Genomic DNA, 8588 nt, shown 5'->3' on the forward strand with positions numbered 1-8588 from the left:
CGACCCGCGGGGGTGGAATCCCCCGTCAGACCCCTGCCGGCTCCGGGGCCTCCGGCTCGGACTCCGTCTCCCTCGACGAGGTCGACGTACCCGCCCGCTTCAGCGCCCGCTTCTTCGCCCGCCGCTCCTTGCGGAGCTCGACCATCGTGTAGAGGGTCGGGACCAGCAGGAGGGTCAGCAGGGTCGAGGTGATCAGACCGCCGATCACGACCACCGCCAGCGGCTGGGCGATGAAGCCGCCCTCGCCGGTGACCCCCAGGGCCATGGGCAGAAGGGCGAAGATCGTCGCCATGGCCGTCATCAGGATCGGGCGCAACCGGTGGCGACCGCCCTCGACGACCGCCTCGACCGTGCCGTAGCCCTGTCGGCGGTACTGGTTGATGAGGTCGATCAGCACGATCGCGTTCGTCACCACGATGCCGATGAGCATCAGCATGCCGATCATCGCGGGGACACCCATGGGCGTGCCGGTGACAACGAGCAGGCCGAGGGCTCCGGTGGCGGCGAACGGGATGGAGACCAGCAGGATCAGCGGCTGGATCAGGGACCGGAAGGTCGCCACCAGCAGCATGAACACGATCGCGATCGCGGCCAGCATCGCCAGCCCCAGGGAGGCGAAGGCCTCGTCCTGGTCCTGGGAGACGCCGCCGATGTCGGCGGTGGCGCCCTCGGGGAGCTTGAGGGAGTTCAGCTTGGTGGTGAGGTCCGCGCTGACGGCACCGGTGTTGTCGCCCTGCGGCTTCGCCGTGATCGTCGCGGCCCGCTGGCCGTCGATACGGGTCATGGCCACGGGGCCGTCCACCTCCTCGACGGTCGCGATGTCGCTCAGCTTCACCGCGCCGAGGCGCAGGTTCTTCAGCTCGTCCAGTGTCCCGGCCGGGTTCGCCGACTTGATGACGACGTCGCGCTCGGTGTCGTCGAGGATCGCCCGGCCACTGGTCGTGCCGCGCACCGCCTGGGCGACGGCCGCGCCGAGGGTCTGGTCGTCGAAGCCGGCCGCGGCGGCCTTGTCGTTGGCCTTGACCGAGATGCGGGGCACGCTCTGGGCGAGGTCGCTGGTGACGTCGGTGACGTTGTCGAGCGTCGCGACCGCGTCCCGGACCTGGTCCGCCGCCTTGCGCAGCACATCGGCGTCGGCGGCCTTGACGACCACGCTCAGGTCCTGGGTGCCGAACGCGTCGCCGGCCGCGATGGTCGTCGTACCGACATCGTCGAGCTTCTTCAGGCCGGTCTCGATGCGGTCCTGGACGTCCGAGGCGGACGCCGAGTCGTCCAGCATGATGTTGTACGAGGCCTGGTTGGAGTCGGTGCCACCGCCGAAGGCGGCCAGGAAACCGGAGGAGCCGATGGTGACCTGGTAGTCCTTGACGCCCTCGGTGTCGGCGAGCAGCTTCTCGACCTTCTTGGTCTGCTCGTCGGTCGCCGCCAGGCTGGCGCCGGGCGCCAACTCCTGCCTGATGCTGAGGACTTCCTGCTCGCCCTGGTCGAAGAAGTTCGTCTTCAGCAGCGGGGCCATGCCGAACGTGCCGATGAGGACGACGACCGCGATCGCCACACTCGTCAGCCGGCGCCGGGTCGCGAAGCGCAGGACCGGGACGTAGAAGCGCTGGAGGCGGCTCTTGGCCTCCTTCTCCTCGGCCAGCCGGCGCGCCTCCTCTGCGTCCTCGGGGGTGCCCTTCGGGGCGCGCAGGAACCAGTACGACAGCACCGGGACGACCGTCAGGGAGACGAGGAGGGAGGCCAGCAGGGCCGCCGTCACCGTCAGGGAGAAGCTGCCGAACAGCTCGCCCACCATGCCGCCGGTCAGACCGATCGGCAGGAAGACCGCCACCGTCGTCAGCGTGGAGGAGGTCACCGCGCCGGCGACCTCGCGGACGGCCTTGAGGATCGCCTCCTGGCGCTCCTCGCCGTAGCCGAGGTGGCGCTTGATGTTCTCCAGGACCACGATCGAGTCGTCGACGACGCGGCCGATGGCGATGGTCAGCGCGCCGAGCGTCAGCATGTTCAGGGACAGGTCACGGGTCCACAGGACGATCAGGGCGAGGACCACGGACAGCGGGATGGACACGGCCGTGACGAGGGTCGAGCGGACCGACGCCAGGAAGACCAGGATGACCAGGACCGCGAAGAGCAGACCCAGCGCGCCCTCGGTGGTCAGGCCGTCGATGGACTTGGAGACCGCCGGTCCCTGGTCGCTGACCACGGTGACGGTGGCGCCGGAGCCCAGGGCCTGGCGCATCTCGGGCAGCTTGTCCTCGACGGCCTCGGAGATGTCGACCGCGCTGCCGTCGCGGTCCATGGTGACGCTGACCGCGAGGCTCGGCTCGCCGTTGGTCCGGGTGATGGAGTCGGCCCTGGCCTGCTCCTCCTTGACGGTGGCGACGTCGGCGAGCCGTACGGGCTTCTTCGCGCCCTCGCCCCGCACCATCAGGTCCTCGATCTGCTTCAGCGAGGTGTAGCCGCCGCCGACCTGGACGGTGCGGTTGGCGCCGTCCTCGTCGAAGGAGCCCGCGGGGACGGTGACGCCGCCGGCCTGGAGAGCCTGCGAGAGGGCCATCGTGGTCAGGCCCGCCCTCGCCAGCTTCGCGTCGTCGGGCGTGACGGTGACCTGGACGTCCCGTACGCCGTCCACGGTGACCTGACCGACGCCGTCGATCTCCTCCAGTGTGGGCACGACGGTGCGGTCGATCCGGTCGGCGAGGGCCTGCTGGTCCTGGTCGGCGGAGACGGCGAGGACGACGGTCGGGATGTCGTCCGTGGAACCCGCGACGACCTGCGGGTCCACGTCGTCCGGGAGCAGCGCCCGCGCCCGGTTGACGGCCTGCTGGACGTCGGCGACGAGCTGGTCGGTGCCCTCGCCGTAGTCGAAGGACGCCATGATCAGGGCGTTGCCCTCGCTGGCGGTGGAGGTGACGCCGGTGAGACCGTCGACGGCTTCGAGGCTGTCCTCGATGGGCTCGACGACCTGCTTCTCGACCACGTCCGGGGACGCGCCCTGGTACGGCGCCAGCACGGACACGACGGGCAGTTCGATGGTGGGCAGCAGCTGCTGTTTGAGCTGGGGTATCGCGATCGCACCGAAGGCGAGCGCGATGATCGACATCAGACCTATGAGGGCCCGTTGCGCGAGGCTGAACCGAGACAGCCAGGACATGGGTGACCGTGTCTCTCTTTTGTGTGTCGTGAGCGGAGTACGAGCGCACATGTGTGGCGTGCGTGGAGCAAATGCGGGCGCTCACCCAACACCCTGGGCCATGGAATGCCTCGCTCCGTCGCTCCGCAGGCCCATTTCCTTATGCCGCGCCTACTCCGGCCGCAGTAGACCCGCTCCGGGCTCAGTCCACCCTTGGGCGTACCAGCCCCGACTCGTAGGCGAACACCACGAGTTGGGCCCGGTCGCGGGCGCCGAGCTTCGCCATGGCCCGGTTGACATGCGTCTTCACGGTCAGCGGGCTGACCTCCAGACGCTCGGCGATCTCGTCGTTGGAGTGCCCCGCGGCGACCTGGACGAGGACCTCCCGCTCCCGGCCCGTCAGCGTGCCGAGCCGCTCGGAGCGTGCGGTGTCCCCGCCGTCGTCGGAGGCCGAGTCGTCGGGCTGGGCGAGGAAGCGGGCGATCAGGCCCTTGGTGGCGGCGGGCGAGAGCAGGGCCTCGCCGCCGGCGGCGATCCGGATCGCGTTCAGCAGTTCGTCCGGCTCGGAGCCCTTGCCGAGGAAGCCGGAGGCGCCGGCGCGCAGTGACCGCACCACGTAGTCGTCGACCTCGAAGGTGGTCAGGATGACGACGCGGACATGGGCGAGCGTCGCGTCCTCGCTGATCAGGCGGGTGGCGGCCAGCCCGTCCATGCCGGGCATCCGGATGTCCATCAGCACGACGTCCGGCCGCGTCTCCTTGGCCAGCCGCACCGCCTCCGCCCCGTCCGAGGCCTCCCCCACGACCTCCATGTCGGCCTCCGAGTCGACGAGCACCTGGAAGGCGCTGCGCAACAGGGCCTGGTCGTCGGCGAGCAGGACACGGATGGTCATACGGGGTCCCCCGGTGCGGTGGTCATGCCCGTACGTCCACGGCTCGCGGGCGTACGGGCGGCTCGGGTCGCGCGGCTCACGGTCGTACGGTCTGGTGGTGCGGGCTGGGTCTGTGCGGGCTGGGTTGTGCGGCTCACGGTCGTACAGGCTCTTCCGCGGCGGCCGTTCGGTTCTTGAGCGGCAGGATCGCATGGACGCGGAAGCCGCCTCCGTAGCGGGGGCCGGTGGTGAGGGTGCCGCCGAGGGCGGTGACGCGTTCGCGCATGCCGAGGAGGCCGTGGCCGCCGCCGTGGCCGTCGTCGGCGGCGGTGGCGTCGGGTCCGGTGCCGTTGTCGATGACGGTGATCTCCACGTTCGGGCCCACCCGTACGACGCTGACCTCGGCCTTCGCCTCCGGGCCCGCGTGCTTGCGGACATTGGTGAGGGCTTCCTGGATGACCCGGTACGCGGCGAGGTCGACGGCGGCCGGTAGGACGGTGTCGTGGTCGGCGCGGGCGACCTCGACGGCGAGACCGGCGCTGCGGAAGGTGCCGACGAGTTCGTCGAGCCGTTCCAGGCCGGGGGCGGGTTCGGTGGGGGCCTCGGGGTCGCCGGACTGGCGGAGCAGGCCGACCGTGGCGCGGAGTTCGCCGAGCGCCGAGCGGCTGGCCTCGCGGACGTGGGCGAGGGCCTCCTTGGCCTGGTCGGGCCGCTTGTCCATGACGTGCGCGGCGACTCCGGCCTGGACGTTGACGAGGGCGATGTGGTGGGCGACGACGTCGTGCAGATCGCGGGCGATGCGGAGGCGTTCCTCGGCGACGCGGCGGCGGGCCTCCTCCTCGCGGGTGCGCTCCGCGCGCTCGGCGCGTTCCCTTATGGCGTCGACGAAGGCGCGGCGGCTGCGGACCGCGTCGCCCGCCGCCGCGGCCATGCCGGTCCAGGCGAAGACGGCGACGTTCTCCTGGTCGTACCAGGGGAGGGAGCCGACGAGCATGGCCGTGCCGGTGAGGACGGTCATCGTGAGGAGGCCGACTCGCCAGGTGGTGGGGCGGTCGGTGCGGGAGGCGACCGTGAAGAGGGCGACCACCGTGGACATCGCGACCGGGGCTCTGGGGTCGCCGGTGATCAGTTCGGTGAGGGTGAGGGCGGAAGTGGCGGCCAGTACGGGCATGGGGGCGCGGCGGCGGGCGACCAGGGTTGCGGCGGCGAGCACCATGAGGGTGGTGCTGAGGGCGTCGGGGGTGCGGGTGCCCCATTTGTCGCCGTGTTCCGCGTGGGGGTCTATGTATGAGCCGGCCACCATGCAGGCGAGGACGCCGAGGGCGAGGGCGGCGTCGAGCGCGAGGGGATGCGCTGTCAGCCGGGCTCGGGCTCGCTGGAGGGTGCTCACGGGGGTTTACGGTAAGGGGTTTTCGCCCCCGCCGCCCCTACCCGTCCCTCCCCCACCCAGGGGCTGCCGCCCCTTCGACCCCGCCGCGCCTGAGAGCTCGGGTTGGGGTGGTTCGTCGGCGGGTGCGGGTTGTCTGTGGTTGCTCGCGCAGTTCCCCGCGTCCCTTGAAGACCCCGGGCGCGCCCCGTGCTTTTCTGGGGCGCGGGGCTGTATCGATGTGCGGCACAGTCAGCCGGGGAGGTCAGCCGGGGAGCAAACCGTCGTCGGTCAGCATCTCCCGGACCTCCTCCAGTGTCGCGTCCGGGGAGGGGAGGATCAGTTCCGAGGGTTCCAAGGAGGCGTCCGGCAGGGGCGTGCCCAGGGCACGGACCTTGTCCAGGAGGGCGTGGAGGGTGGCGCGGAAGCCCGGGCCGTCGCCGTTCTCCATTTCCCTCAGGAGTTCGTCGTCCAGCTTGTTCAGATCGGCGAAGTGGCTGTCGGCCAGCTCCACCTGCCCCTCCCCCATGATCCGTACGATCATGTCGCCCTCCTCAGGCGTGACACATGGCTACTGCTTGTCGAAGCGGGGGGTGTTCTGCTGCTGGGACTGCGGCTGCGCGGAGGGCTGGCCGGTGCCGCCCTCGATGGCCTGCTGCTGCCCGGACGTGCCTCCCGCCAGCTCCGCCTTCATGCGCTGGAGCTCCAGCTCGACGTCCGTACCACCGGAGAGGCGGTCCAGCTCGGCCTGGATGTCGTCCTTGTGCATGCCGGAGGGGTCGTCGAGGGCGCCGGAGGCGAGGAGTTCGTCGATGGCGCCGGCGCGGGCCTGGAGCTGGGCCGTCTTGTCCTCGGCGCGCTGGATGGCGAGACCGACGTCGCCCATCTCCTCGGAGATGCCGGAGAAGGCCTCGCCGATACGGGTCTGGGCCTGGGCGGCGGTGTACGTGGCCTTGATGGTCTCCTTCTTCGTACGGAAGGCGTCGACCTTGGCCTGAAGCCGCTGGGCGGCGAGGGTGAGCTTCTCCTCCTCGCTCTGGAGGGTGGAGTGCTGCGTCTCCAGGTCCGTGACCTGCTGCTGGAGCGCGGCGCGCCGGGAGAGCGCCTCGCGGGCCAGGTCCTCCCGGCCCAGCGCGAGCGCCTTGCGGCCCTGGTCCTCCAGCTTGGAGGACTGCGACTGGAGCTGGTTGAGCTGGAGCTCCAGGCGCTTGCGGGACGTGGCCACGTCGGCCACACCACGCCGTACCTTCTGGAGCAGCTCCAGCTGCTTCTGATACGAGTAATCGAGGGTTTCGCGCGGGTCCTCGGCCCGGTCAAGGGCCTTGTTCGCCTTCGCGCGGAAGATCATCCCCATACGCTTCATGACACCGCTCATGGGCTTCGCGCGCCCCCTTCTGACGGACTCCAGCTCACCGATCTGCAACAGAACCCAGCGTACGGGCCCTGTATCCATTACCGCACTGTTCGGGGACGGATGTGCTCCTCCCCAAGGACGACTGTGCGCGGCCTCGATCCGGCGTAGGGAGTAGGTGCTCCCTGGGGTTACGTACGGGCCGCCCCCGGGAAAACCTCAGACCCCCGCCGGGCGAAGTGCCACCGCCCTCCCCTTTCCACCGGGTTTCAGGCCACTTTCGCCCCCGCTCTGTCACCGGCACAGACGCCGGGTGTTGCCGGATCGTTCCCCACTCGGCTGGGGTCCATGCTTCACCACCCCTTACCCTTGGGTTTTGTGTTCCGTAGCCGTGCCAAGAGCGAGAAGGACCGGGCAGCCGATCAGGCGCCGGTGACCGACTCCAAGCAGCCCCGAGACCCGCAGGCCCCCAAGGGCCGGCCCACCCCCAAGCGGAGTGAGGCCCAGTCCCAGCGTCGCAACGTCGCCAACACGCCGACGACGCGCAAGGAGGCCGCCAAGCGTTCCCGCGACGAGCGCCGCGCCGCGCTGGAGAAGCAGCGCCAGGCGCTGGCCAGCGGCGACGAGCGCTATCTGCCGGCGCGCGACAAGGGCCCGGTGCGCAGGTTCGCGCGTGACTACGTGGACTCCCGCTTCCACATCGCCGAGTTCTTCCTGCCGCTGGCGGTGCTCATCCTCGTGCTGAGCATGGTGCGGGTCGCCGCGCTGCAGAACATCGCGCTGCTGCTGTGGCTCTTCGTGATCGTCCTGATCGTCGTCGACTCGATCGGTCTCGGCTTCCGGCTGAAGAAGCAGCTGAACACGCGCTTCCCGGACCAGAACAAGAAGGGTGCCGTGGCCTACGCCCTCATGCGCACCCTCCAGATGCGTCGCCTCCGGTTGCCGAAGCCGCAGGTCAAGCGCGGAGAGCGGCCCTGAGCACGACATCCTTCTCCGGGGGTGCGGCCGAGGCCTGGCTGCAGCGGCTGGGCACCTTACGTGAGGTCGTACGACAAGAACTGGTCTCCCGCCAGGTCGACGAGCAGATAGCCGGGCGGTTCCCCGTCGGGCAGCGGCTTCGGGTGCTCGACGTCGGTATGGGGCAGGGCACGCAGGCGCTGCGGCTGGCCCGGGCCGGGCACCAGGTGACCGGCATCGAGCGCGAGCCGAAGCTGATAGCCGTGGCCCGCGAGGTGGTCGCCGCCGAGCCCAAGGGGATCCGCGACCGGATGCGGATCGTCGAGGGCGACGGCAGGGACACGGGCGTCCACTTCCTGCCGGGCAGTTTCGACGTGGTGCTGTGCCATGGGGTGCTGATGTACGTCGAGGAGCCCGATCCGCTGCTCGCGGGGCTGGCGCGGATGCTGGCGCCCGGGGGGTTGCTGTCGCTGCTCGTCCGCAACGGTGACGCGCTCGCGATGCGGCCCGGGTTGGCCGGGGACTGGGGTGGGGCGTTGGCCGCCTTCGACACCAGCGCGTATCGGAATCGGCTGGGGCTCGATGTGCGGGCGGATCGGCTGGGGGCGTTGACGGATACGCTCGCGGGGATCGGGGCGCCGTTGCACGCGTGGTACGGGGTGCGGGTGTTCACTGATCTGGCCGCGGATGACGCCGGTGTGCCCGACGACTTGGAAGTGCTTCTCGCGGCGGAGGAGCGGGCGGGGCGGACGGATCCTTATCGGCGGGTGGGGGCGTTGTTGCATCTGTGCGGGGTGCGGGGCTGAGGGTTTTTCGCCCCCGCCGCCCCTACCCGTCCCTCCCCCACCCAGGGGCTGCGCCCCTTCGACCCCGCCGCGCGTGAGAGCTCGGGTGGGGACGATGCGTTGGC

At 70.6% G+C, this 8588-nt stretch carries 7 protein-coding genes; 2 read left to right on the plus strand and 5 right to left on the minus strand.

Annotated elements, in window-relative coordinates; all coding sequences use genetic code 11:
- Nucleotides 1-25: 25 nt before the first annotated feature.
- The 5 genes from STRIP9103_RS37405 to STRIP9103_RS37425 form a co-directional block, all read right to left on the minus strand.
- Complete coding sequence (locus STRIP9103_RS37405) at nucleotides 26-3154, minus strand: efflux RND transporter permease subunit (protein WP_009333884.1); 3129 nt, start codon at nucleotides 3152-3154, stop codon at nucleotides 26-28.
- A 181-nt stretch (nucleotides 3155-3335) separates the two neighbouring features.
- Nucleotides 3336-4025 carry a response regulator gene (locus tag STRIP9103_RS37410; protein WP_009333880.1) on the minus strand — a complete coding sequence of 230 codons (690 nt, stop codon included), beginning with the start codon at nucleotides 4023-4025 and terminating at the stop codon, nucleotides 3336-3338.
- 133 nt (nucleotides 4026-4158) lie between these two features.
- Entirely contained in the window at nucleotides 4159-5394 is a 1236-nt protein-coding gene (locus STRIP9103_RS37415) for a sensor histidine kinase (RefSeq protein ID WP_009333886.1), read from the minus strand.
- A gap of 241 nt (nucleotides 5395-5635) precedes the next feature.
- Nucleotides 5636-5914, minus strand: a complete 279-nt coding sequence (gene pspAA, locus STRIP9103_RS37420; RefSeq protein ID WP_009333875.1) for a PspA-associated protein PspAA — start codon at nucleotides 5912-5914, stop codon at nucleotides 5636-5638.
- 27 nt (nucleotides 5915-5941) lie between these two features.
- Nucleotides 5942-6823: a PspA/IM30 family protein gene (locus STRIP9103_RS37425; protein WP_009333873.1), complete on the minus strand. Its 882-nt coding sequence runs from the start codon at nucleotides 6821-6823 to the stop codon at nucleotides 5942-5944.
- A 246-nt stretch (nucleotides 6824-7069) separates the two neighbouring features.
- On the opposite strand from STRIP9103_RS37425, the gene STRIP9103_RS37430 reads away from it, so the two are divergent.
- On the plus strand, nucleotides 7070-7699 hold the full coding sequence (locus tag STRIP9103_RS37430; protein ID WP_086019370.1) for a DUF3043 domain-containing protein: 630 nt from the start codon (nucleotides 7070-7072) through the stop codon (nucleotides 7697-7699).
- Between the two features lie 80 nt (nucleotides 7700-7779).
- Nucleotides 7780-8484 (plus strand): methyltransferase domain-containing protein, encoded by a 705-nt coding sequence (locus STRIP9103_RS37435; protein WP_048821678.1) that lies wholly within the window; start codon nucleotides 7780-7782, stop codon nucleotides 8482-8484.
- Nucleotides 8485-8588 lie beyond the last annotated feature (104 nt).

Source organism: Streptomyces ipomoeae 91-03, assembly GCF_000317595.1.
Taxonomy (GTDB): Bacteria; Actinomycetota; Actinomycetes; order Streptomycetales; family Streptomycetaceae; genus Streptomyces; species Streptomyces ipomoeae.

Excerpts from the sequence above, each read along its gene's own strand:
- STRIP9103_RS37405 (WP_009333884.1), bottom strand. The coding sequence starts at position 3,154 with ATGTCCTGGCTGTCTCGGTTCAGCCTCGCGCAACGGGCCCTCATAGGT.
- STRIP9103_RS37410 (WP_009333880.1), bottom strand. The coding sequence starts at position 4,025 with ATGACCATCCGTGTCCTGCTCGCCGACGACCAGGCCCTGTTGCGCAGC.
- pspAA (WP_009333875.1), bottom strand. The coding sequence starts at position 5,914 with ATGATCGTACGGATCATGGGGGAGGGGCAGGTGGAGCTGGCCGACAGC.
- STRIP9103_RS37425 (WP_009333873.1), bottom strand. The coding sequence starts at position 6,823 with ATGGATACAGGGCCCGTACGCTGGGTTCTGTTGCAGATCGGTGAGCTG.
- STRIP9103_RS37430 (WP_086019370.1), top strand. The coding sequence starts at position 7,070 with ATGCTTCACCACCCCTTACCCTTGGGTTTTGTGTTCCGTAGCCGTGCC.